Raw genomic sequence first — 21,869 nt, forward strand, 5'->3', positions numbered from 1 at the left:
CGGCCCACCTTGTTGATCTTTCATGGGAACCGGTGCCCGCGCCGCGTGGTGACGCTCGGCTCGGCTTCTCGACGCGGACTGTGGCTGACCACGGTGGCGCGGTGCTGGACGGGCCGGGATGTTGTCGTACGGCAAGTCGCATGACGACGGCACGCAGCCGCCGCAGGGCCGTGTCCCTCGGCGGAGGGCGTGGTCCTCTACCTCATTCGTAGTGGTAGCGGCACTGGGCGACCTGCACTGTGTCGTCCATGATCCGGTATACGAGGCGGTGTTCCTGGTCGATGCGTCTCGACCAGAATCCCGCCCAGTTTCCGCGGAGCTGCTCCGGTTTGCCGATGCCCTGGTGGCCGTTGCGTCGGATGTCCTCGATCAAGGCGTTCACTCGTTTGAGCATCTGGCGATCTCGTTGCCAGGTCAGATAGTCTTCCCAGCCTCGGCCGGCGAACTGGACCTTCACGCTGCCGATGCCTCGCCTGAACTGGCGTCGGGGTCGATCAGGTCGTGCATCTCCCCACCCCCGTTACGCAGCTCTTCGACGGCTTCATTCAGACGGCGGGCGTTGGCGGGGCTGGCCATCAGGTAGGCCGTCTCCTTCAACGACTCGTACTCGCGCAGCGAGATGATGACCGCGGCCTCCCGGCCGGAACGGGTGACCACCACTTCCTCGGCGTCGTCCACGACATGGTCGAGCATCTTGGCCAGGTTCTGCCGGACCTCTGAGTAGGGAACGGTGCGCATGCTGCCGCCTCCAAACGTTACGTACAACAAATTGTACAAGTCTGCCGAGGCTCCTCGTCACATGGTCCGACGTCTGGCCCTGAACTGTCGATCAGGCTCAGGAGCGGCGCGGGCGTAGCGGCAGCGGATCACCGGTGATCGTGGCGAGGTGGTTCGCATGGTGGTACCTCCGGCCCACCGAACCGCATACCCAGACGGAGGGGGCGAAGACCCGCGAAGTTACCGGCCCGCCCAGGGGCTTGCGCCGGGGTTGGTAGCCGGCGTCGCTCGGAATGGGTGGGCGGCCTGTGGCGAGTGGGGCCTGGACCTCTCGCGGGTATCGGGCGTGGACCGAGCTGCCCGATCACACCTTGAGGACGTCCACGTCATACAGTGCTATCGACGCGTCGCGGGAGGCGAGGGTCAGCCCTTCGGTGATTGCCTGTGCCACCAGCATGCGGTCGAAGGGGTCGCGGTGATGTGATGGTAGGCGGCCGGCGGTGATGGCGTGGGCGTGGGTCACCGGGAGTTCCTGGAAGCCCATGTCTCTTACCCGCTCTGCAAGGTCAGGGGGGCCGGCGAGTTTCCCGGTGCTCTGTTTGATGGTGATCTCCCACAGGGTGACCGGGGAGAGGAAGATGTCCGGGTCGTGGCGTAGTCGGTCGAGCAACTCGGTGCCGAGGGTTGGGTCGCCGGTGATGGCCCAGAGCGCGACGTGGGTGTCCAGCAGCAGGTTCATGCGCCGATGCCGAAGTCGTCGGCGATCTCGGCGTTGGTCTGTGTCGAGTCCCAGTCGCCGGAGAGGTCCAGTTGGCCGGCGAGGGAACCGACGGCGGTGCGGTTGGCCCGTCGGACCAGCGGTACGACCTTTGCTACGGGGGTGCCCGCCCGGTCGATGATGATCTCCTCGCCGTGTTCCACCCGTTCGATGATGCGCGACAGGTGGGTCTTGGCATCATGCATGTTGTAGTGCACGGCCTCAGCCGGCATGGGGCAACCTCCTCGCTTAGCTAAGCGATTAGTTTAGCCTGCTTGGCCGCGTGCGTCAGCGGCCTTGGTTGGTCGGGGCCGGGGTCGCCAGACGCCGTCCGAGTCTGCGCCCTGGGAGAAGTCAGGGTTAGTGGATCACCAGGGATGGTGGCGGTGTGGTTCGCATGGTGGTACCTCCGGTCCACTGCGTCGCCCCGGAGCCGTCGACCGGGCTACCACCACGGGAGTACGCGCTGCGTCCGCGTACCCCGGGGGTTGTCGCCACTGCCGGTCGCCGTGACCGGGAGAAGGGGTGGTGCGGACGAACCCCCGTCCGTGAGCGGTTGCTGCCCGGTTCAGCGGGTACCGCACCTGTCATGCGCATCGTGATCGTGGGGGCGACCGGCAACGTGGGGACGGCAGTGCTGCGGCGGCTGCGGCGGGAGGCGGGCACGGAACTGGTCGGCGTGGCCCGCCGGCTGCCCGGACCGGACGCCGGTGAACCGTACGACGACGTGGAGTGGCATTCCTGCGACATCGGCGCGCCGGCGGCCGCCGACCAGCTCGTGCGGATCTTCGCCGGGGCGCGGGCGGTGGTGCACCTGGCCTGGCAGATCCAGCCCAGCCACGACCGCCGCACGCTCTACCGGACCAACGTCGGCGGCAGCCGCGCCGTGATCGAGGCCGCCGTCCGGGTCGGCGTCCCGGCCCTGGTGTACGCCTCGTCGGTCGGCACCTACGCGCCCGGCCCGAAGAACCACCCGGTCAGCGAGAACTGGCCGGCGACCGGTGTGGAGACGTCGTCGTACAGCCGGGACAAGGCGGAGGTGGAGGCGCTGCTCGACGGCGTGCAGCGGGAGCACCCGAACCTGCGAGTGGTACGGCTGCGGCCGGGACTGATCTTCCAGCGGGAGGCCGGTACGGAGATCAGCCGCTACTTCCTCGGCCCGCTGGTGCCGGTGCGCCTGCTGCGGTACGGCCGGATTCCGCTGGTGCCGTCGAACAAGCGGCTCCGGATGCAGGCGGTGCACGCCGACGACGTCGCGGACGCGTACGCCCGGGCGGTCGTCGGGGAGGCGAGCGGCGCCTTCAACGTGGCGGCCGACCCGGTGCTGACGCCGGAGCTGGTGGCCCGGCACTTCCACGGCTGGACGGTGCCGGTGGCGACGCCGGTGCTGCGCGCCGCGGCGGCGCTGACCTGGCGGGCGCGGCTGCAACCGGTCGACACCGGCTGGGTCGACCTGGCGCTTAACGTGCCGTTGATGTCCAGCCATCGTGCCGAGACCGAACTCGGCTGGAGTCCGAGCATCGACACGGTGACCGCACTGAAGGAGCTGTTCGCCGGCATGGCCACCCGGGCCGGCACCGACGCCCCGCCGCTGTCCCCGGACCCGGCGCTGCCCGGCCGCCCCGCGGCCCTGGCCAGAGGCCACCTCCCCGGCCTCCCCAACCCCTACTGACCCGCGCCCTTCGCCCGCCCGCCACCCACCCCGCCCTCCCCTACCTCGCCCCGTTGATCAAGGAGTTTGTGTCGCGCGCAGAGATCAACTAGGACACGAACCCCTTGATCGTCGAGCCGAGCGGTGGGGCGCGAGGGTGCGGGGACGGGACGGATCAGGAGATCTGGGCGCCCAGGAAGAAGATGCCGGGGTGGCCCTTCGTCTCGAAGCCTCGGCTGGGGTTGCGCCGCAGCGTGCTGCTGTCGATCTTCAGGGTGCCGGTGCGGTTGTTGCTCACGAAGAAGATCGCACCGCCGCCCTCGTTCGCGCTGTTGTCCTCGATCACCGTGCCGGCGATGCGTACCGCGAACTCGTTGCCGTCGCAGTAGATCGCGCCGCCGCTGCCGCCACCGGGCGTGCCGCCCCGGGCCGGGTTCGCGCCGGTGCCGACCGCGTGGTTGTCCCGGAAGACGCTGTTCAGCACCGTCCAGGAGACGCCGATGCTGCTCAGTGCCCCGCCGTTGGCGCACACCCCGCCGGTGAAGGTGCTGCTCACGACGTACACGGGTTTGTTCTCGAACTGGCTGAGCACGCGCAGCGCGGCGCCCCCGAGGTCCGGCCCGGTACGGTCGCAGCGGTTGTCGACGAACCGTGAGTTGATTACGGCGAACCGTCCGCCGCGTACGAAGATCGCGCCGCCTCCGCCGCCTCCGCCGCCCTCGGCGCGATCACCAGTGGCGTCCCCGTCGGTGAACGTCAGGTTCTGCACGGTGAGGCGTGGGTGGTCCTGGTTCTGGCAGTGCGAGGTGGTCCAGCCCTGCGCCTGGTCGCAGGTGTTCATGTAGAGGACGCGGCGCTTGCCGCCGCCGCTCAGCGTGACAGTGCCGCCGCCGTCCAGCACGACGCGCGGGCCGTGTGAGTTCACCACCTTGGCGGTGGCCTTCATGGTGATGGTCACCGGCGCGGGCCCGCAGTCGAACGTGATGACGCCGCCGGCCGCGACGGCCTTCACCACCGCCTCCGAGGTGCAGCTCGCCGGGGTGCCGCTGCCGACGGTACGGGTCGGGCGCGAAGTGTCCACGGCCCGCGCCTCGACCGGCACGGCGGCCCGGCCGTCCGGGTTACCGGCGCGGAACGCGACGGTGGCCGCGCTGGGGCTCGGCCGGGCGCTGCCGAGACCGGCCCGCCCGCTCGGGGCGGCCGACGGGGCGGCGACCGGCGCAGACGGTGTCGCGGTGGCCGGGGCGGGGGCCGGGGCCGGATCATCGCCGCCGCAGGCGGGGAGCGTCGCAGTCGCCAGGGCGAGGACGAGGAGATTGACAGCCGACTTCACGCGCACCGCCCGATGCTAGGAGGACCGGCCGCCCCGGCACGACTCCGCAGGCGATCCTTAACCCGCCGCTAAGCCGGTGCCCGCGGCCGGGCGGCGGCAGGTGGCGCTGCGGTGCCGAGCCGACGGTCAGGCGTGCGAGAGCGCGAACGCGACCAGGAAACCGAGCACGGTGATCAGCCCGACCAGCAGATACGCGTCGGTGAACGCCTCCGGGACCATGGTGTCCGTGATCATCGCGAGGATCGCGCCCCGCGGCGAGCGCGGTGATCGCCCTGCTCGTGCGCCTCGTCGACCAGCTCGAACGAGACGGCGGACAGCAGCACGCCCGCCCCGAACGCCATCACCGAGGCGGTCACCCGGCGCGGTACGCGCACGAAGAACCCGACGGCCGCCCCGATCAGCAGGGCCGGTCCGGCGAGCAGGCCCCAGAATCCCGCCTGCAGCCACTCCGGCACGCGCTGGACCCTCCCCCCGGACGTGCCCCGCCAACCGGGTCAGAAGTCGGCGAACAGGTGTGGCAGCTCACGGGGGAAGAGGCGGCGCAGCTCGACCGCCGCGTCCACCGGCACCTCACCCAACCCGCGGACGACCACCTCGGCCGGGTCGAGCACCCCGTACGCCAGGGCGGACAGCCCGGCGGCCGTGAGCCGCGCGGCCGGCACGCTGCCCTCGGCGGCGGTCTGCGCGGGCAGCACCGCCAGCTTGCCGGTGGTGCCGTCGAGCAGGTGGCGGCCCGCGAGCCACCGGTCACCGACCATCTCGACCAGCACCCGGCCGACCCCGACCGGCTGGTCGGCGAGCGCGTCCAGGCTGAGCAGCCGGGCCATCGGCGCGGTCGGGTCGGGACGGGACACCCGCGCCTCGACCTGCACGTCGAGGTCGGTGAGCCACAGCTCGGGCAGCTCGTCGGGGGTCACCTGGACGCTGATCCGGGCCACCTGGTCGACGTGCCGGGCGAAGAACTGGAGCACCGACGCGCGGGCGTACGCGTCGTCGGCCAGCAGATCGTCGGCGAACAGCGTGCCGGCATGGTCGTCGATGCGGTAGGTCACCGCGCCGACGGTCTCGCCGCCGCGTACCACGCTGAGCAGCCAGCGGTCGTCCCGGTCGCGCAGGCCGACCGCCCGGAAGTCCGGGAAGACCGCGAAGCCGTGCCGCTCGCGCAGGCACCGCTCCGTGTACGCGCGCCACCTCGGGTAGCCCGCACCGATCCGCTCCCAGACCAGCTCGTCGGGCAGGTCGGCCCGCAGCAGCGGCGCCAGGTCCGCCGGGCTGAAGATCGCGGTACGCCGCCGGGGCAGCCCGATGTAGCCGAAGCGCTCGTAGAACGAGGCGCGGAACGGGTGCAGCGCGGTGAGCTGGTGGCCCTCGTCGCGCATGCCGTCGAGGAGCTGCTGCATCAGCGTGCGGACGTGGCCGCGACGGCGGGCCAGCGGATGGGTGGCCACGCCCGCGACACCGGCCATCGGCAGCACCGCGCCGCGCAGGTTCTGCCGCATCGGGATCGCCGACGCGGCCGCCGCGGTGACCCCGTTCTCCTCGGCCACGAGCGTCGTGTTCCCGGCGTTGTACGGCAGGTATGCGCGGAACTGGTCGGTCCGGGAGGCGTCCATCGGCGAGGCCTCGAACGCGTACGCCTGGAGCGGGAAGCTGGTGTTCAGTCGTTCATCGGCGGCCAGCCGGCGGATGCGCATCCGTTCATCCCAACCGCACCGGGCGCGGTCCGCAACCGGAACGGGCACCCGCTCACGCCTCGGTGATGTCCGAGATGACCACTGTCACGTTGTCCGGCGCGCCGGCCTGGTGGGCCAGTTTCACAAGTTGTTCGCCGCACTGCTGGCGGTCCCCGTAGGTGGCGAGCGCCGCCGCGATGGCGGCGTCCTCCACGTAGTCGGAGAGGCCGTCGCTGCACAGCAGCAGCCGGTCGCCGGGGAAGACGGTGAGTGCGCCGACGGCGGGCGGCGCGTCGGAGCCCTGCACCGCGCGGGTGACGAGCGAGCGCTGCGGGTGGTGCCGGGCCTGGTCGCGGGAGAGCGCGCCCTGGTCGACGAGCGCCTGCACGAACGTGTCGTCGCGGGTGAGCTGGGTCAGCTCGTGGTCGCGCAGCAGATAGCAGCGGGAGTCGCCGACCTGGGCCAGCACCAGGGTGTCCCCGGCGAGCAGGGCGGCGGTGAGGGTCGTACCCATGCCGTCGCGGGCCGGGTCCACCGTGATGGCCGCGCGGATGCGCTGGTTCGCGGTGCTCACGACGGCGCGCAGCGCGTCGGCCGCCTCGTCGGCGCCGGTGGGCGGCGTCAGCTCGTCCAGGATCCGGATGACGATCTCGCTGGCCACCTCGCCGGCGGGGAGGCCGCCCATGCCGTCGGCCACCGCCACGAGGCGGTCACCGGCGAGGGCGGAGTCCTCGTTGTTGGTCCGGACGAGGCCGACGTCGTTGAGGATGGCCGAGCGGAGGATGAGCGTCATGAGGACAAGCTTGCCAAGAAGAACGGCTCCGCGTCTCTACGCGGTGGCGGGTCTGCTGAAAGAAATGTCATCTGCTTGCATCCTGGGTATGCGTCAGGTGTCCGGTGTGGACGGACGAGGATAGCGCAGCAGGAGGCTCGCGTGGACCTCCTCCTCGCCCACCGCCGCGTACGTGTGCGGCACGTCGGAGGTCCACCGCAGGTAGCCACCGGGACCGGCGGTCAGCGGGGCGTCGACCGGCCCGGCGCGCAGCACGCCGGAGAAGACCGTCACGTGTTCGGTCACGCCGCTGGAGTGGGCGGGGGAGAGCTGCGCCGGGCCCGGGTCGACCCGCATCCGGTACAGCTCGTAGGTCGCCTCCCGGTCGTCGAACACCTCCAGCAGCGTGGCTCCGACCGCCGTCCCGCGTACGGTCGGCGCCTCGCCGGGCGCGGAGAGCACGGCGGTCAGCGGTACGCCGAGCTGCGCGGTGATCGCGTACAGGGTCTCCAGCCGGGGATTGCGCACGCCGTTCTCCAGGCCGGAGAGCGTGGCCTTGCCGACGCCCGCGAGGCGGGCCAGTTCGGACAGGGAGATGCCCCGTTCGGTGCGGAGCGAGCGGATGCGCCGGCCGACCTCCCGGGCGCCCCGGTCGTCGGCTGGTGCGGCGGCTGTCATGGGGCTATCGTGCTACACCGTGCCGTTCCGTAAACGGAACGGTCGGAGGAGGAGAGCATGGGCGGTCGGCTCCAACCCGTCCTGGCCGGCGTGGTGACCGCCCTGGTCGGCTTCGCCAGCTCGTTCACGGTCGTCCTCGCCGGGCTGCGCGCGGTCGGCGCCGACCCGGACCAGGCCGCCTCGGGTCTGCTCGCGCTCTGCGTCGCCAGCGGTGCCTGCGCGCTCTGGCTCGGCCTGCGGCACCGGCTGCCGCTGTCGATCGCCTGGTCCACGCCGGGCGCGGCGCTGCTCGTGGCCACCGGACCCGTCGCCGGCGGCTGGCCCGCGGCGGTCGGCGCCTTCCTGCTCGCCGGGCTGCTGATCATCGCGGCCGGGCTGATCCCCGCGCTCGGCCGCGCGGTCGCCGCGATCCCCGCGCCGATCGCCTCCGCCATGCTCGCCGGAGTGCTGCTGCCGCTGTGTACGGCACCGGTACGCGCCCTGGTCGAGGTGCCCCGGCTGGCCGCGCCGGTGGTGCTGGTGTGGCTGCTGCTGCACCGGTTCGCCCGCCGCTGGGCGGTACCGGGAGCGCTCGCCGTGGCGGTGGTCGCGATCGCGCTGACCACCTCCGGGCCGGCCCGGCTGGACGCCGCACCGGTCGTCGCGCTCACCGCGCCGGCCTGGACGCTGCCCGCCGTCGTCGGGCTCGCGCTGCCGCTGTTCCTGGTCACCATGGCCGCGCAGAACGTACCCGGCACCGCGGTGCTCGCCGGGTACGGCTACCGGGCCCCGCTGGGCTCGGCGCTACGGGTGACCGGGCTCGCCACCGCCCTCGGCGCCCCGGCGGGCGGGCACGCGGTGAACCTGGCCGCGATCACCGCCGCGCTGGCCGCCGGCCCGGACGCCCACCCGGACCCGGAGCGGCGCTGGATCGCCTCCGTCACCGCCGGGATCGGCCTGGCCCTGCTCGGCCTGGGCGCCGGCGTGGCGACCGCCCTGGTGCTGCTCTCCCCACCGGTGCTCGTCGAGGCCGTCGCCGGGCTCGCCCTGCTCGGTGCGCTCGCCGGAGCCGTCACGGCGGCGGTCGCCCAGCCGGACGCGCGGGAGGCGGCGGTGGTCACGTTCGTGGTCACCGCCTCCGGGGTGAGCCTGCTCGGGGTGGGTGGCGCGTTCTGGGGACTGGTCGCGGGCTGGCTGATGCTGCTGCTGTTCCGCCGCCGGACGGCAACCCGTCCGGTGGCCGAACCGCCGGAGGAGGAAGCCGCGGAGGAGGCCGCCGCGCCGCTTCCCAGCCGGACCGGGTGACCCGTCACTCCTCGGCGGGTAGCTCCGTGACCGGGACGGTGAGGCGTACCGCGCCGTCGCCTACCGCGGCGATCCGATCGGCCAGCACGTAGACCGCGCCGGTGCGGACCAGCTCGGTGGAGACCTTGAGGTAGCCGTCGCGCAGCAGCCGGGCGGCCAGGTCGGCCGGTACGTCCGGCTCCTCGGCCGCCGCGGACTCGATCAGCTCGTCCAGGCTGCTGCCCGGGTCGACCGGGGCGGGCGCCTGCACCGTCACCGCGGCCGGGTCGCCGCGCTGCACAAGATCGACTGTGCCCACCTCGACGCCTGCGGAGTCGACCACCCGCATGCCGGTGGTGACCCGGGAGACGGTGTCCTGCTGCTGGCTCATGCAGAAGCGGTTCCCGGGGCGCGCGGGCGCTAAACGGAGGGAGCCCAGCCGCCCGGCGGGCGGGGGGACAGCTCGCGCCAGGTGTCGGTGCCGTCCAGCAGCGCCCGGACCGTCTCCTCGGCCTCCTCCACGCTGGCGTGCTCGTAGAACCGGGAGACCCCCTCGGCGCCGCCGGCCCGCTGCTCCACGTGCCAGCGGTCGCCGTCCACCCGGAGGAAGACGTCACGCCGGGCGAGGCGTCCCCATTTCCCGTTCCACCAGTGCCTACGCTGCTCCATGCCCGGGACTCTATCGAACATGTGTTCGATACACGTCGGCCCCCGCGAGATCGTCGCGGGGGCCGATCGGCTATGGCGTTCAGCGCGGCGCGGGCGGCTCCTGCCGGCGGCCGAGCACGTCGTCCAGGGCGCTGCGCTGGCCGGGCGTGCCGTGGTTGCCGGCGAGCAGCGCGTCCCGGATCTCGGTGAGCAGCTTGACCTCCTCGCTCGGTGCCGAGGGCGGCGGCTCCTCGCCGCGCTTGCGCCGCTCGGCGAGCTTGTTCATCGGGTAGACGACGAGGAAGTAGAGCGCCGCCGCGGTGAGCACGAACGTGATCAGCGCGTTGACGAACGCCACCCAGTCGAAGTCGACACCGCGGAAGGACGGCGTCGAGCCGCCGATCCCGTCCTCGTTGCCGGTGATCAACACGATGAACACCCGCACCAGCGGTTCCAGGAACGACTTGGTGAGCTGGGTGACCACGCCGGTGAACGCGGCGCCGATGACGACACCGACCGCCAGGTCGACGACGTTGCCGCGCATGATGAAGTCTTTGAAGCCCTTGAGCATCCGTACTCCCGTGCCCTGATGAGTCTGCGTCCGGGACAACCTATTCCCCGGCGGGCCCTTCGAGAAAAGCACCTGCTTCGCTCGCCGCCCGCTGCGGGTCGCCGGCCCGGATCGCCTCGACCAGCCGGCCGTGATCCACGTACCGCTCGGGGGTCAGCGCCCCGCCCATCGCCTGGGCCACGGTGCTGCGCAGCGCGGCGCCGACCGAGGCGTACAGCTCGGCGAGCATGGCGTTGTGCGCGGCCGCCACCACTGCCGTGTGCAGCGCGGCGTCCGCCTCGACGAACTGGTCCACCCGGCCGCCGTGCCACGCCGCCTCGCGGGCCGCGAGCGCGCCGTCCAGCGCCGCCAGGTCCTCGGGGGTACGCCTCAACGCGGCGAGCCGGGCGGCCTCCACCTCGAACGCGCGCCGGACCTCGACCACCTCGGTCATCCGGTCGTCAGTGAGCCGGCGGGCCACCACCGGCGCCAGCTCGTCTGTCGACACCACGTAGGTGCCGGAGCCCTGCCGGCACTCCAGCACCCCGGCGTGCACGAGCGCGCGGACCGCCTCGCGGACCGTGTTCCGCCCGACACCGAGCGCGGCGACCAGTTGCGGCTCGGTGGGGATGCGCCCGCCCACCGGCCACTCGCCGCCGAGGATCCGCTCCCGGAGCTGCTCGATCGTCTGGCGGACCCGGTGACCGCGCGGAGGCACGGCGACGGAATCCACGGCGGGTGTCACCGGTTACACCTCGTGCCGAAATTCATCCCATGATTGTAGGTTCGAGGTCATGACTCCGCCACCTGCGCCCGCCGCGACAGTGCCCGCCCCGGCCGTCACGCCCGCGGCGGGCCCCGCCCCGGCGGCCGGCCCGGTCCGGGGCGGTCTGCTCGTCCTGGCCGGGATGCTGCTCGTCGCGTTGAACCTGCGGGCCGCGGTGACCAGCCTCGGCGCCCTGCTCGACGAGATCCGGGTCGGCCTGGGCCTCTCCGGCGCGATGGCCGGCCTGGTCACCACGCTGCCCACCATCGCGTTCGCCGGGCTGGGCGCGCTCACCCCGTGGCTGGTGCGCCGCTGGGCCGCGCCCCGGGTGCTGGTGCTGGCCATGCTGGCGCTCACCGCCGGGCAGGTGCTGCGCGCGGTCACCGGCTCGGCGGCCGTCTTCGTGCTCACCAGCGCGCTCGCGCTGGCCGGCATCGCGGTGGCGAACATCCTGCTGCCGATGCTCGTCAAGCAGCACTTCCCGCACCGAACCGGACTGGTCACCGGGGCGTACACGATGGCCCTGACGGTGGGCACGACGGTGGCCGCCGCCTCCGCGGTGCCGGTGGCCCACGCGTTCGGCTCCTGGCGGGCCGGACTCGGCATCTGGGCCGGGCTGGCCGCGCTGGCCGTACTCCCGTGGGTGCCGCTGGCGCTGCGGGCCCGCGCCGCGCGGCGGGCCGCGCCCCCGGCGGTGGCGGTCGCCGCCCCGGCCCGGGTGCAACCCGGGCGGACCCGGCTCGGCTGGGCCATGGCGGTCTACTTCGGGGCGCAGTCGCTCAGCGGGTACGCGATCATGGGCTGGCTGGCCCAGCTCTTCCGGGACGCCGGGTACCGGCCGGAGGCGGCCGGGCTGCTGCTCGCCGGCGTCACCGCGCTGGGCGTGCCGGTGGCACTGACGATGCCGGCGCTCGCCGGCCGGCTGGCCACGCTCCGGCCACTGGTGCTGTCGCTGACCGTGTTCTCCGCCGTCGCGTACGCCGGTCTGGCGCTGGCCCCGCGTGGCCTGGCACCGCTGTGGGTGCTGCTGCTGGCGCTCGGTCAGGGCGCGTTCCCGCTCATCCTGACCACGATCGGGCTGCGCGCCCGGACCGCCGAGGGAACAGTGGCGCTGTCCGCGTTCGCGCAGAGCACCGGGTACGTGATCGCGGCGCTCGGACCGCTGCTGGTGGGCATCCTCTACGAGGCGACCGGCGGCTGGACCGCCCCGATCGGCTTCCTGCTGGTGGCGCTGGCCGTGCAGACGTCCGCGGGCATGGTGATCGCTCGTCCCCGCTACATCGAGGACGAGCGCTGAAAGATTTCGGTCAGGAGGAGGCCGGGGTGGGATCGCCCGCGACGGCCTGCTCCACCGTCGGGTACGTGTGCAGCACCTCGACCAGGCCGCTGACCTCAAGGATGCGCAGCACGCCGCGCTGCGGGGCGGCCAGCCGGACCACGCCGCCCGCCTCGTCGCAGTTGTTCTTCGCCCGGACGAAGACCGACAGCCCGGTGGAGTCGCAGAACGACACCTCGGCCAGGTCGAAGACGAGGCGGCTGCGCCCCTTGTCCAGCAGATCCGTGATCTGGTCCTGTAGCTGCGGTGCCGTGGCCATGTCCAGCTCGCCCGCGACCGACACGACGACCACGTCGCCGCGCTGTTCCGTGTGCACCGTCAAGGACATACGTCGACCTCCTGTGTTCGGGAGAAACGGTATCCCACGACGGGCGCGCCGCGCAGAACGGGAGCGGTAACGGGGTGCGCTCGATCATTCTTTGCTCCGCGACAAGTAGCGCCGCAGCCTCCGGTGATAGAGTCCGCCCGTCCAAATCAGGGAGGTCAGCATGGCATTGAGCGCCGAACAGGGTGGTCGGCTCGCCCACCTGCTCAGTCAGCACGCGGATCGGTTGACCAACCGCTGGACGGAGATCGTCGCCAGTTCGCTGCGCGGTCGCCTGAGCCGCGCCGAGCTGGCCCGCCAGGTCCAGGAGCTGCACCGCGCGCTGGTCGACGCCGGCCGCCAGGGCGTCGCAGACCTGGCCGACGAGCACGGCGGTGAGCTGCGGGCGGTGCTGTCCGAGCTGTCCACCAACCGGGCCCGGCAGGGGTTCTCCGCCACCGAGACCGCGATCAGCGTGTTCGCGCTCAAGGACGCCCTGCTGGAGCTGATGGAGGAGGAGAAGGGCGACGAGACCCTGCGCGACTTCGTCTCCTTCTCCGCGCTCGTCGACCAGATGGGCCTGTTCACCTTCGAGACGTTCGTCCGCGCCCGGGAGAGCCTGATCGCCGACCAGGCGGAGCAGCTGCTGGAGCTGTCCACGCCGGTGGTGAAGCTCTGGGAGGGCGTGGTCGCCGTCCCGCTGGTCGGGACGCTGGACTCGGCCCGCGCCCAGGTGGTGATGGAGCGGCTGCTCCAGACCCTGGTCGACACCGGCTCGCCGTACGCGATCATCGACATCACCGGCGTGCCGGCGGTGGACACGCAGGTCGCCCAGCACATCCTCAAGACCGTGGTGGCCGCCCGGCTGATGGGCGCCGACTGCATCATCTCCGGCATCCGCCCGCAGATCGCGCAGACGATCGTGGCCCTCGGCATCGAGTTCGGCGACATCGCGACCAAGGCGAGCCTCGCCGACGCGCTGCGCCACGTGCTGCGCCTGACCGGGGTCGAGACCACCGCCCGCCGCCCGCGCCGGGAGTCCTGATGGAACGCGTCCCGATCCTCAAGATCGGCGACATCCTGCTGGTCTCCATCCAGGTCGACATGTCCGACCAGACGGCGATCCAGTTGCAGGAGGACCTGGCCGAACGGATCGTCGCCACCGGCTGCCACGGCGTGATCATCGACATCACGGCGCTGGACATCGTCGACTCGTTCGTCGGCCGGATGCTGTCCACCATCGCGTCCATCTCGAAGGTGCTGGACGCCGAGACGGTGGTGGTCGGCATGCGCCCGGCCGTCGCCATCACGCTCGTCGAGCTGGGGCTGTCGCTCAACGGCATCCGTACCGCGCTGAACGTCGAGCGCGGCATGGAGCTGGTCGCGGCCAGCCGCGCCGACGATTGGGACGAGGCGGCCGACGACGAGGGCACCGAGACGACGGCGACGGCATGACCACGGGCGTCGACCTGGGTGTGCCGGCGACCCAGGCGATCCGCAGCGACGAGGACGTGGTGCGGGTCCGGCAGTTGGTGCGTGCCACAGCCGTTTCCGTCCGCCTCTCCCTGGTCGACCAGACGAAGCTCGTCACCGCCGCCAGCGAGCTGGCCCGCAACACGCTGATCTACGGCGGCGGGGGCAGCGCCGAGGTGAGCACGGTCTCCGACGGCCGCCGCCGCGGCGTGCGGATCGTCTTCGCCGACGAGGGACCGGGCATCCCGGACCTCGACCTGGCGCTCACCGACGGCTACACCACCGGCGGCGGGCTGGGCCTGGGGCTCAGCGGCGCCCGCCGGCTCGTCGACGACTTCGACATCCGGACCGTTGTCGGCGAGGGGACGCGGATCACCGTCACCAAGTGGTCACGATGATCGCCGACGTGGTGCCCGACCACGGCATCTGGTTCCGGGTCGACACCGGCGCGACCGCCGGCAGCGTGCGCCGGGCCGCCGAGCGTCTCGGCCGGCAGCTCGAACTGAGCGCGCCGCGCGTCGCGGACCTGGCCATCGTCACCGCCGAGATCACCAGCAACCTGGTCAAGCACGCCCGCGAGGGCACGCTCCTGATGCGCCCGGCGCGCCGGGGCGGGCATGCCGGGGTGGAGCTGGTGGCGATCGACTCCGGCCCCGGCATGGCCGACCTCACGCTCTCCTCCGTCGACGGCCACTCCACCGCCGGCACGCTCGGTATCGGGCTCGGCGCGATCGTCAGGCAGTCGAGCCGCTTCGACGGCTACTCGTCACCGGGGAAGGGCACGGTCCTGGTCGTCCAGGTCTGGGACGCCGTACCGCCGGAGCCGGACTGGGCGGCCGGGCTGGCCCGGCCGATCACCGGCGAGCAGACCAGCGGCGACGGGTACGCGGTCCGGCAGGTCGACGGCCGGCGGCAGGTGCTGGTCTCCGACGGGCTGGGCCACGGTCCGCTCGCCGCCGCCGCCACAGGTGCCGCCGTGTCCGCGTTCCGCTCGGCGCCGGCCGGGCCGCCGGACGTCGTGGTGCGGCACCTGCACGCCGCCATCTCGCACACCCGGGGCGCCGCCCTCGCGGTGGCCGAACCGGACCCGGCCGCCGGAGTGCTCCGCTACGCCGGGCTGGGCAACATCGCCGCGATGATCGTCGCGTCCGGCGAGCGACGGCGCGGACTGGTCTCGCTGCCGGGCATCGCCGGGCACCAGCGTCCGGTGATCCGCGGATACGACTACCCCTTCTCGCGCCACGCCACCCTGGTCATGCACAGTGACGGGGTGGTGGATCGCTGGGATCTGGACGACTATCCGGGGCTCGCCGGCCGCAACCCGCTGCTGGCCGCCGCGACCTTGCTGCGCGACGCCGGTGTCCGCCGCGACGACGCCTGCGTCCTGGTCGCCCAGGGGGCGGCATGATCGAACCCCTCCTGCACCTCGCGCTCCGGGTGGAGCAGGACATCTTCCTGGTCCGGCAGCGTGGCCGGGAGGTGGCCGCGGCGGTCGGGCTGGAACACCAGGACCAGGTACGGATCGCCACCGCGCTCAGCGAGGTGGCCCGCGAGCTGTTGCACGGGGTCGACGGCGCGGACGTGACGTTCGCCCTGGACCGGGACGCCACCGGCCGCCGGGTCCTCCAGGTGGACCTGTCGCCGCTGCGTCCGCTCCCCGGTGGACGGTACGAGCCGCAGTCCGGTGCCGTCGCGCGTCTGGTGGACACGTTGCGGGTGTTGGCCGTCGAGGGCGATACCGTCGTGAGGATGTCCCGACGAGTGCCCGACCACGCCGAGGAGCTGACGGCCGTGCGCGCCGCCGAGCTCCGCGTCGAGCTGGCCGAGCGCGCGCCGGGGTCCGCGCTGGACGAGTTGGCCGCCCAGAACGCGCAGCTCATCGCCGCCCTCGACGAGGTGCGTAGCCAGCGCGACGAGCTGGCGGTGCTCAACTCCGAACTCCAGGAGACCAACCAGGGCGTGATGGCGCTCTACAACCAGCTCACCGAGGAGCTGGAGGAGACCAACCGCGGCGTGGTGGCGCTCTACGCCGAGCTGGACGAGAAGTCCGCCCAGCTGCGGGCCGCGAGCGAGTCCAAGAGCCGGTTCCTGGCGAACGTCAGCCACGAGCTGCGTGCCCCGGTCACCGCGATCATCGGCCTGGCCCGGCTGCTCGCCGACTCCGCCTCCGACCCGCTCACCGGCGAACAGGCCCGCCAGGTCGGGCTGATCCGGTCCTCAGCGGGCGACCTGCTGGGGCTGGTCAACGAGCTGCTCGACCTGGCCAAGGCGGAGTCGGGCCGGATCGAGCCGGACTGGTCCGACGTCGACCTGCGTGCGGTGTTCGGGCAGCTGCGCGGCACGCTGCGGGCGCTCGCCTCGCGCCCCGCGGTGGAGCTGGTGGTCGAGGAACCGCCGGCACCGGCCACTGTGCGCTCCGACGAGGTGCTGCTCGCCCAGGTGCTGCGCAACCTGCTGCACAACGGACTGAAGTTCACCGAGCGCGGCGAGGTGCGCCTGCGCGCCGAGCGCCGCGGCGACCAGTGGACGCTGTCGGTCACCGACACCGGCGTGGGCATCCCGCCGGAGCTGCACGAACGGGTCTTCGAGGAGTTCTACCAGGTGCCCGGCACGACCCGGGTCGGTGGCACCGGGCTCGGCCTGCCGTACGCGCGCCGGCTGATCACGCTGCTCGGCGGGACGCTGGAGCTGACCAGTGAATCCGGCCGGGGCAGCAGGTTCACAGTGGTCCTCCCCGCGGGCGGAGCGTGACGGTGGACAGCGGGCCGGTGACCGTGCTCGTGGTCGACGACAGCGGCCCCAAGCGATACCTGCTGGTCAACTGGCTGACCCGGGCCGGTTTCGTCACCGTCGAGGCCGACAACGGCACGGCGGCGCTGGAGCGGGTGGCCCGGGAACACATCGACCTCGTGGTGCTCGACGTGCGGCTGCCCGACATGAGCGGCTTCGAGGTGTGCGAGCGGATCAAGGAGGCGTACCCGTCGATCCCGGTCGTCCACGTCTCCGCGCACGCGGTCGACGTGGTCGACCGGGCGCAGGGCCTCACCCGGGGCGCGGACGCCTACCTGGCCGAGCCGATCGAGCCGGAGGAACTGGTCGCCACCGCCCACGCGGTGCTGCGGTACTACCAGGCCCGGCGGCGGGCCGAGCAGCTTGCCGAACGGCTCGCCGCGCTCGCCGACGCCACTGTGGAGATGCACGCGTCGCCGAACTTCGTCCGGCTGCTGGAGGCCGCCGCGAGCGGCGCGGCACGGATCTTCAAGGCTCCGGCGGCGGTGGTCGCGGAGACGTTCGACGGGGACTGCCTGGCCGGGGTGGCGTCCGACCCGTACACGCCGGCCACCATCGTGCCGTGGGTGGTGGACGACACCGGTGTGCCGATCGGCACCCGGGTGCGCGTCGACGAGCCGGCCAACTGGGCGCTGACCGGCTGGCCGGAGGGCGACACCGTGACGGTGGCCGCGTCCCGGCTGCGCGAGGACCGGGCCCCGCTCTACGTGGTGGTGCCGACCGCCACCCAGACCGTACGCACGCCGGTGCTGGTGCAGCTCGCCCAGGCGGTCGCCTCGGCCGTGGAGGCGCAGCGGTCCTTCGACGAGGAGCACCGGATCGCGGTGACGTTGCAGCGCAGCCTGCTTCCGCAGCGGCTGCCCGACGTCGTCGGCCTGGACCTGGCCGTCCGGTACGAGCCGGCGAGCGCGCAGACCGAGGTGGGCGGCGACTTCTACGAACTGGTGATGCTCGACGGGCATCTGCTGGTGGCGATCGGTGACGTGGCCGGGCACTCGCTGCACGCCGCCACGGTGATGGCCGAGCTGCGGCACGCGGTGCGGGCGTACGCGGTCGAGGGGCACCAGCCGGGCGTGATCCTGGACCGGGTCAACGAGCTGATGCTCAACCTGCTGCCGGCCGAGCTGGCCACCATCTGCGTCATGCTGCTGCACCCGCCGACCGGGCTGGTCCGGATGGCCAGCGCCGGGCACCTGCCGGCGCTGCTGAGCCGGGACGGGCGGGTCGAGTTCGTGACGCAGTCCGCGCCGCTGCTCGGCGTACGCGCGCCGCGCCCGCCGGACCTGGAGTTCGTGCTGCCGGCCGGGTCCACGCTCGTGCTCTACACCGACGGGCTGATCGAGCGGCGGGACGCCACGATCGACGACGGCATGGCGGCGCTCGGCGTGGTGGCCACCCGGGTGGACGACGACCTGGACGGGTTCTGCCGGCGGCTGCTCGTCGAGCTGGCACCGCCGGAGATCCACGACGACGTGGCGGTGGTGGCGGTCCGCCGTCGTTGAGTCGCACCGCGGTGCCCCGTCACGTCGAGTTGTTTCCACGGTCTGCCGATGAAGGGACCGCTGTCCCCTCTGCTCTGCAGCCGTCGGCGCATCGGCAGGCTGACGCGCCGCAGTCGTCACTTTCGGTGTGCGGTCCGGATGCCTCCCGCCGTCGGGCGGCGGCCACGAGATCCTCGGCACCGGATGGCCTCCACGGCGGCGCTCTCCCGCACCTGTTCCGGTCGGCGCTTCGTCTCGTCGACCACTGCGGTCGCCTCATACGCTGGCCCCCATGACTACGAGGACCAGTGAACTGCTCGCCGTCGCGGCACCGCGTACGGCCGTGGTGGTGCGCGGCATCTCCGACGACCAACTCGTCCTGCCCACCCCCTGCCCGGACTACACAGTGCGCGACCTGCTCGGCCACGTGTTCGACGTGGTGGTCAACTTCCAGGCGCTGGCCCGCCGGGAGGAGGTCGACTGGTCCGGCAAGACCGACCACCTGACCGACGGCTGGCGGGACCGGTTCGCGACCGAGGCGGCCCGGCTGACCGAGGCGTGGTCGGACCCGTCCACCCAGGAGGGCGTCTCCCCGGGCATGGGACTGCCGCAGGAGACGGTCGGCATGATGGCCCTGATCGACCTCACCGTCCACGGCTGGGATCTGGCGCGGGCCACCGGCCAGGAGCTGACCGTGGACCCGGCGGTGGTGGCCGCGGGGCACGAGTTCATGGACCGGATGGGCGACACGGGACAGAAAATGGGCGCGTTCGGCCCGCCGGTGCCCACCGACGCGGCACCGGACAGCATGGACGCCCTGCTCGGCCGGGCCGGGCGCGACCCGGCCTGGACCCGCTGAACTCCGACGGCCCGCGTGGTGCGCCGCGCGGGCCGCTCTTGACACCGCTATTCGCTCAGCGAATAGTGGGGCCGTGTCCACGTCGCACGTCCTGCTCGGTCTTCTCGCCGCCGGCCCGCGCCACGGCTACGAGCTGAAGCGCGCGCACGACGAGCGGCTGCCCTGCGCGCGTCCGCTCGCCTTCGGGCAGGTCTATGCGACACTGGCCCGCCTGTGCCGCGATGGCCTCGTGGCCACGGCCGGGCAGACCCGCGAGGGCGGCCCGGACCGCACCTCGTACGCGCTCACCGACGACGGACGGGCGACGCTGGACCACTGGCTCGGCACCGTCGAACCGCCGATGCCGTACGTGGCCAGCACGCTCTTCGCCAAGGTGGCGGTCGCGCTCCTGGTGGCCGACGTCAATCAGGCCCGCGCCTACCTGATCGCGCAACGGCGGGCGCACACGCAACGCCTGCGTGAACTGACCGCGCTGAAGACCGCCCCCGCCGCCCGCATCGACGAGGTGGTCGCCGCCGACTTCGCCATCGCCCACCTCGACGCCGATCTCCGGTGGCTGCACACCACCCTGGACCGGGTCACCGACTGGCACCGGGAGGTGCGCTCGTGACGTTCCTGCAAGCGCGCGGAGTGGTCCGCGCCTACGGTCACACCCCCGCACTGCGCGGTGTGACGCTCGACGTGTCCGAAGGCGAGATCGTCGCGGTCACCGGCCCGAGCGGCTGCGGCAAGTCCACGCTGCTGCACTGCCTCGCCGGCATCCTGCGCCCCGACGCCGGTCAGGTCACCTGGCGCGGAGAACGGATCGACACGTGGTCGGAGGCGGCCCGCTCCCGGCTTCGCCGTACCGAATTCGGGGTGCTGCTCCAGTTCGGTCAGCTCGTCGCCGAGCTGACCGCCGCGGAGAACGTCGCGCTTCCGCTGTTGCTCGCCGGCACGGGGCGGCGAGCGGCGCGGACCGCGGCGCTGGCCTGGCTCGACCGGCTCGGCGTGGCCGACGTCGCCGACGCCCGGCCCGGTGAGATGTCCGGCGGGCAGCAGCAACGCTGCGCGCTGTCCCGGGCGCTCGTCACCGAACCACGGGTGATCTTCGCCGACGAGCCGACCGGGGCGCTCGACACGCTGGCCGGCGAGCAGGTGCTCACCCAACTGGTCCGGCTGGCCCGCGAGCAGAACACCACAGTCGTGCTGGTGACGCACGAGCCGCGCATCGCCGCGTACGCGGACCGGGAGGTCAGCCTGCGCGACGGCATGATCGACCACACCGGGCTCGGGCTCGACCCGGCGTTGCCGGGCGGGTCACGGTGAGGCCGGCGACGCTGCTGCGACTCGCGGTGGCCGGCACCCGCACCGACGTCGCGCGGGTGCTGCTCACGGCGCTGAGCGCTGCGCTGGCAACGCTGGCCGGCCTGGCCGCGCTCACAGTGCTGTCGGTGGTGAAGCCGCCCGGCGATGCCTGGACGCAGTCCGAGCAGTACACGAACGCCTTGCTCCGGGAACCCGGCCTGCGTCCCGGTGTGGCGTTCGCGTTGCTGCTGCTCTGCGTACCGGTCCTGGGGCTGGCCGGGCAGTGCGCCCGACTCGGCGCGCCGGGCCGGGACCGGCGGCTCGCCGCGCTCCGGCTGGCCGGTGCCACCCCCGGGCAGGTCACCCGGGTCGCGGTCGCCGAGACCGGCGTGGCTAGCCTGCTCGGCACCCTCGCCGGCCTGGCCGTCTTCCTGGCCGGGCGCCGGCTGCTGCACCGGCCCGACGCGGCCGGGCGGCTGCCACTACCCACCGACGTGCACCCGGCGCCGGTGGCGGTGGCCGCCGTCGTGCTCGGCCTGCCGCTAGCCGCCGCACTGATCAGCGCGTTGCTGCTGCGGCCGGTCGCCACCACCCCGTTCGGCGTCGTACGTAAGGTCCGCACCCAGGCGCCCTGGCCGTGGCCGGGCGCGCTCATCCTCGCCGCGCTGGCGATGTTCGCCGCGATCCGCCCGCTGCTGCTCTGGTACGAACGGCGTGGCGCCGTGGACCCCGACTGGCTGGTGCCGACGTTGCTCGTCCTCGGCGGGCTGACCGCCATGATCGGCGTCGTGTCCGGGACCGGCTGGATCTCGTACCACACCGGGCGGCTGCTGCACCGGCACGGACGCGGCCCGGCCGCCCTGCTCGCCGCCCGCCGGCTGGCCGCCGACCCGTGGGCCGGCAGCCGCACCTTCGCCGCGTTGCTGGCCGCGCTGATCTTCGGCGCCGGTGCCGCGGGGATGCGAGCCGACTTCCAGGCCCAGGCCGAGCTGACCCGCCGCACCGGTTCCGGACTGGCCGACCCGGACTTCTTCCTCGGCGCGATGGATCTCGTCGACCTCGCGGTCGTGGTGGCGATGGCGATCGCCGGCGGCGGGCTTCTCGTGGCGGTGGTCGAGGGGATCACCAGCCGGCGACGGGCGTACGCGGCGCAGGTGGCGACCGGCGTGCCACGCGCCACCATCGCCCGGTCACTGCTCTGGGCCGCGCTCGCCCCCGCCGTACCCGCGATCGGGCTCGCGTTGACGGTCGGCTACCTGCTGGTCCGAGGCGTCATGCCGGCACCGAGCACCGGCGGCTTCGCGCAGACGATCTGCGACGCCGGTACGGAACTGTGCGGCGATCCGGCCACGGCGGCGCGGTACACCCGTACCGAATGGGTGCCGGAGACCACCATCCCGCCGGACGTACCGTGGGATCAGCTGGCCTGGCTCGCGGCGGGCGGGCTGGCGGCGGTGCTGGGCACGGTCGTGGCCGGACTGCTGTTCCTGCGCGCCGCGACGTCGGTGGAGGAACTGCGCAGCACCTGACG

At 72.9% G+C, this 21,869-nt stretch carries 27 protein-coding genes; 13 read left to right on the forward strand and 14 right to left on the reverse strand.

Features of this window, described 5'->3' with window-relative positions; translation table 11 throughout:
• Positions 1-202: 202 nt before the first annotated feature.
• The 4 genes from GA0070215_RS14610 to GA0070215_RS14625 all read right to left on the reverse strand — a co-directional run bounded on the left by GA0070215_RS14610 (position 203) and on the right by GA0070215_RS14625 (position 1,707).
• On the reverse strand, positions 203-457 hold the full coding sequence (locus GA0070215_RS14610) for a Txe/YoeB family addiction module toxin (RefSeq protein WP_091046349.1): 255 nt from the start codon (positions 455-457) through the stop codon (positions 203-205).
• On the reverse strand, positions 454-738 hold the full coding sequence (locus tag GA0070215_RS14615) for a type II toxin-antitoxin system Phd/YefM family antitoxin (protein WP_018787151.1): 285 nt from the start codon (positions 736-738) through the stop codon (positions 454-456). Before GA0070215_RS14615 ends, GA0070215_RS14610 begins: the two co-directional genes overlap by 4 nt.
• A gap of 343 nt (positions 739-1,081) precedes the next feature.
• On the reverse strand, positions 1,082-1,456 hold the full coding sequence (locus tag GA0070215_RS14620; RefSeq protein WP_018789214.1) for a type II toxin-antitoxin system VapC family toxin: 375 nt from the start codon (positions 1,454-1,456) through the stop codon (positions 1,082-1,084).
• Positions 1,453-1,707, reverse strand: coding sequence for a type II toxin-antitoxin system Phd/YefM family antitoxin (locus GA0070215_RS14625; protein WP_018789215.1), 255 nt, complete (start codon positions 1,705-1,707; stop codon positions 1,453-1,455). Before GA0070215_RS14625 ends, GA0070215_RS14620 begins: the two co-directional genes overlap by 4 nt.
• 356 nt (positions 1,708-2,063) lie before the next feature.
• Here GA0070215_RS14625 and GA0070215_RS14630 point away from each other — a divergent pair, with 356 nt between their 5' ends.
• The gene (locus GA0070215_RS14630) at positions 2,064-3,146 is read left to right on the forward strand and encodes an NAD-dependent epimerase/dehydratase family protein (RefSeq protein WP_091046353.1); all 1,083 of its coding nucleotides are present in this window, start codon (positions 2,064-2,066) and stop codon (positions 3,144-3,146) included.
• A 154-nt stretch (positions 3,147-3,300) separates the two neighbouring features.
• Here GA0070215_RS14630 and GA0070215_RS14635 read toward each other — a convergent pair whose 3' ends face one another.
• From GA0070215_RS14635 to GA0070215_RS14655, 5 genes are all read right to left on the reverse strand, one after another.
• On the reverse strand, positions 3,301-4,458 hold the full coding sequence (locus tag GA0070215_RS14635) for a hypothetical protein (RefSeq protein WP_091046648.1): 1,158 nt from the start codon (positions 4,456-4,458) through the stop codon (positions 3,301-3,303).
• A 230-nt stretch (positions 4,459-4,688) separates the two neighbouring features.
• A complete protein-coding gene (locus GA0070215_RS14640; RefSeq protein ID WP_244167002.1) occupies positions 4,689-4,913 on the reverse strand; it encodes a ZIP family metal transporter in 225 nt (74 codons plus the stop codon).
• Positions 4,914-4,952: 39 nt separating this feature from the next.
• The gene (locus GA0070215_RS14645; protein WP_091046357.1) at positions 4,953-6,152 is read right to left on the reverse strand and encodes a GNAT family N-acetyltransferase; all 1,200 of its coding nucleotides are present in this window, start codon (positions 6,150-6,152) and stop codon (positions 4,953-4,955) included.
• A 52-nt stretch (positions 6,153-6,204) separates the two neighbouring features.
• Complete coding sequence (locus GA0070215_RS14650; protein WP_018789220.1) at positions 6,205-6,924, reverse strand: PP2C family protein-serine/threonine phosphatase; 720 nt, start codon at positions 6,922-6,924, stop codon at positions 6,205-6,207.
• A gap of 93 nt (positions 6,925-7,017) precedes the next feature.
• On the reverse strand, positions 7,018-7,581 hold the full coding sequence (locus tag GA0070215_RS14655) for a helix-turn-helix domain-containing protein (protein WP_018789221.1): 564 nt from the start codon (positions 7,579-7,581) through the stop codon (positions 7,018-7,020).
• A gap of 57 nt (positions 7,582-7,638) precedes the next feature.
• Here GA0070215_RS14655 and GA0070215_RS14660 point away from each other — a divergent pair, with 57 nt between their 5' ends.
• Entirely contained in the window at positions 7,639-8,865 is a 1,227-nt protein-coding gene (locus tag GA0070215_RS14660; RefSeq protein WP_091046361.1) for a benzoate/H(+) symporter BenE family transporter, read from the forward strand.
• A 4-nt stretch (positions 8,866-8,869) separates the two neighbouring features.
• Here the strand turns inward: GA0070215_RS14660 and GA0070215_RS14665 are convergent, their stop codons facing one another.
• The 4 genes from GA0070215_RS14665 to GA0070215_RS14680 form a co-directional block, all read right to left on the reverse strand.
• Complete coding sequence (locus GA0070215_RS14665) at positions 8,870-9,235, reverse strand: hypothetical protein (RefSeq protein WP_018789125.1); 366 nt, start codon at positions 9,233-9,235, stop codon at positions 8,870-8,872.
• 29 nt (positions 9,236-9,264) lie between these two features.
• Positions 9,265-9,513, reverse strand: coding sequence for a hypothetical protein (locus tag GA0070215_RS14670; RefSeq protein ID WP_026268772.1), 249 nt, complete (start codon positions 9,511-9,513; stop codon positions 9,265-9,267).
• Between the two features lie 79 nt (positions 9,514-9,592).
• Positions 9,593-10,063, reverse strand: a complete 471-nt coding sequence (gene mscL, locus GA0070215_RS14675; protein ID WP_018789123.1) for a large conductance mechanosensitive channel protein MscL — start codon at positions 10,061-10,063, stop codon at positions 9,593-9,595.
• A 40-nt stretch (positions 10,064-10,103) separates the two neighbouring features.
• Positions 10,104-10,787, reverse strand: a complete 684-nt coding sequence (locus GA0070215_RS14680) for a FadR/GntR family transcriptional regulator (RefSeq protein ID WP_091046364.1) — start codon at positions 10,785-10,787, stop codon at positions 10,104-10,106.
• A gap of 49 nt (positions 10,788-10,836) precedes the next feature.
• Between GA0070215_RS14680 and GA0070215_RS14685 the strand changes: the two genes are divergently transcribed.
• On the forward strand, positions 10,837-12,105 hold the full coding sequence (locus GA0070215_RS14685) for an MFS transporter (protein ID WP_026268771.1): 1,269 nt from the start codon (positions 10,837-10,839) through the stop codon (positions 12,103-12,105).
• A gap of 10 nt (positions 12,106-12,115) precedes the next feature.
• Here GA0070215_RS14685 and GA0070215_RS14690 read toward each other — a convergent pair whose 3' ends face one another.
• Positions 12,116-12,472: an STAS domain-containing protein gene (locus GA0070215_RS14690; protein WP_018789120.1), complete on the reverse strand. Its 357-nt coding sequence runs from the start codon at positions 12,470-12,472 to the stop codon at positions 12,116-12,118.
• Positions 12,473-12,632: 160 nt separating this feature from the next.
• Here GA0070215_RS14690 and GA0070215_RS14695 point away from each other — a divergent pair, with 160 nt between their 5' ends.
• The 10 genes from GA0070215_RS14695 (at position 12,633) to GA0070215_RS14740 (ending at position 21,867) form a co-directional block, all read left to right on the forward strand.
• Positions 12,633-13,493 (forward strand): STAS domain-containing protein, encoded by an 861-nt coding sequence (locus GA0070215_RS14695; RefSeq protein WP_026268770.1) that lies wholly within the window; start codon positions 12,633-12,635, stop codon positions 13,491-13,493.
• Entirely contained in the window at positions 13,493-13,903 is a 411-nt protein-coding gene (locus GA0070215_RS14700; RefSeq protein WP_091046369.1) for an STAS domain-containing protein, read from the forward strand. Before GA0070215_RS14695 ends, GA0070215_RS14700 begins: the two co-directional genes overlap by 1 nt.
• A complete protein-coding gene (locus tag GA0070215_RS14705) occupies positions 13,900-14,319 on the forward strand; it encodes an ATP-binding protein (RefSeq protein WP_018789117.1) in 420 nt (139 codons plus the stop codon). The genes GA0070215_RS14700 and GA0070215_RS14705 overlap by 4 nt, the downstream gene beginning before the upstream one ends.
• The gene (locus GA0070215_RS14710) at positions 14,316-15,329 is read left to right on the forward strand and encodes a SpoIIE family protein phosphatase (protein ID WP_091046653.1); all 1,014 of its coding nucleotides are present in this window, start codon (positions 14,316-14,318) and stop codon (positions 15,327-15,329) included. Before GA0070215_RS14705 ends, GA0070215_RS14710 begins: the two co-directional genes overlap by 4 nt.
• Positions 15,326-16,672 carry a sensor histidine kinase gene (locus tag GA0070215_RS14715; protein WP_091046372.1) on the forward strand — a complete coding sequence of 449 codons (1,347 nt, stop codon included), beginning with the start codon at positions 15,326-15,328 and terminating at the stop codon, positions 16,670-16,672. Before GA0070215_RS14710 ends, GA0070215_RS14715 begins: the two co-directional genes overlap by 4 nt.
• Before the next feature lie 2 nt (positions 16,673-16,674).
• On the forward strand, positions 16,675-18,213 hold the full coding sequence (locus tag GA0070215_RS14720) for a SpoIIE family protein phosphatase (protein WP_026268768.1): 1,539 nt from the start codon (positions 16,675-16,677) through the stop codon (positions 18,211-18,213).
• Between the two features lie 271 nt (positions 18,214-18,484).
• On the forward strand, positions 18,485-19,051 hold the full coding sequence (locus GA0070215_RS14725; RefSeq protein WP_091046375.1) for a TIGR03086 family metal-binding protein: 567 nt from the start codon (positions 18,485-18,487) through the stop codon (positions 19,049-19,051).
• Positions 19,052-19,124: 73 nt separating this feature from the next.
• Entirely contained in the window at positions 19,125-19,661 is a 537-nt protein-coding gene (locus tag GA0070215_RS14730; protein WP_018789112.1) for a PadR family transcriptional regulator, read from the forward strand.
• The gene (locus tag GA0070215_RS14735; RefSeq protein ID WP_018789111.1) at positions 19,658-20,359 is read left to right on the forward strand and encodes an ABC transporter ATP-binding protein; all 702 of its coding nucleotides are present in this window, start codon (positions 19,658-19,660) and stop codon (positions 20,357-20,359) included. Before GA0070215_RS14730 ends, GA0070215_RS14735 begins: the two co-directional genes overlap by 4 nt.
• The gene (locus tag GA0070215_RS14740; RefSeq protein ID WP_091046378.1) at positions 20,356-21,867 is read left to right on the forward strand and encodes an FtsX-like permease family protein; all 1,512 of its coding nucleotides are present in this window, start codon (positions 20,356-20,358) and stop codon (positions 21,865-21,867) included. Before GA0070215_RS14735 ends, GA0070215_RS14740 begins: the two co-directional genes overlap by 4 nt.
• Positions 21,868-21,869 lie beyond the last annotated feature (2 nt).

The organism is Micromonospora marina, from assembly GCF_900091565.1.
Lineage (GTDB): Bacteria > Actinomycetota > Actinomycetes > Mycobacteriales > Micromonosporaceae > Micromonospora > Micromonospora marina.